This is a genomic window from Roseofilum sp. (assembly GCF_982964205.1).
On sequence record NZ_CEZBFX010000231.1, the window covers coordinates 1 to 1,191 of the forward strand.

The 1,191-nt window shown below is 52.1% G+C and carries 1 protein-coding gene; it reads right to left on the reverse strand.

Annotated elements, in window-relative coordinates:
- Positions 1 to 127 precede the first annotated feature (127 nt).
- The coding region (locus tag AC3A14_RS24675) for a PhoX family protein (protein WP_487779250.1) at positions 128 to 1,191 on the reverse strand (1,064 nt) is incomplete at its 5' end.

The window sequence follows — 1,191 nt, forward strand, 5'->3', positions numbered from 1 at the left end:
CCTCATAGCAGCGCTTCGCGCTGTATAATAAGGAAACTGCTGTATTACTCATTACCCAAAAAATCTCCCCCCAGCACTGAACCAGAGGGAGATGAACAAGACAATCAAGGATAAGAGCTAACTGGATTTAGACAAGGGGTTGATTATCGATCCGGCGTATTACGATTACAGAAGGTTTGGGAGGATCGTTCGGCCCTTTACCCGGCCAGTTAGACCCCAGAGGCACTACGCGCCTTTGCATGAATTCTTGGCCGTCGGTCGTCATCATGGAAAATTCACGGGTTTCTGATGCCATGTTTTTCCGCATTCCATAGCGTTCTCCAGGGTGTTGAATCGCCAGAAATAGGGTTCTGCGATCCTCCGTGAAGAAGGGGCCACAGGATTCGGTTTCCATGGGAGACAGGGCAAAGGGATAGGCTTCTCCTGCATGTTCGCCAGAGAGGGGCATATACCACATGGAGTTATTGCCGAAAATCCCCCGTAAATTGGATTGACTAATAAAGTTGCGTTGTTCATCGACCCGTCCACGAGGTACAGCTTTATTGTGTCTGGAGGTAGACATATCGGTAACCATCCAGAGGTTGCCCATGGAATCAAAGTCCAGGTTATCGGGGTTAGAAAAGCCCATTCCGCCTTCGGTGGCTTCTCCACCCATGGCGAAATTGTCCCAACGAAAGGTCATGGCGGCGGGATCGTTGCTGGTTTCTTCTAGACGCACGATCCAGCCGTGTTCGTGGCTTTCCCCTTTACTGTTGGAGAAAACGGCTTTATGGGCCCCACCATCTCCACCGGGACTGCCGGAGGTGAAGGCGATGAAGAGTGCCCCATCTCCGGGACGGATCATGGTATCTTCGGGGCGAGCGGTACAGGTGGCTCCGGCAGCGTTGGCAGCAAAGTGAGCATCAATGAGGATGGCTCCTTGCACTTCTTCTGGGGTGTTGCCGTGGTAGAGGTCGCCCAGAGTCCGGAATTTTTGCTTGAAGACGGCGATCGCCCCATCCTGTTCAATTTTTTCAAATCCCCCTTGGGTGCGATCGCGATGGGGTAGAGGAATCATTCCTCCATGATACTCGCTCGGTAGGTCAGGATTGACGGGAGTATCGGCTTTTAGGGGAATCCAAGACCCCGTTCCATCGCCATTAAATTTAGCTGCATAGAGCATTCCATCACTGAGCAGGCGCGAGTTGGATT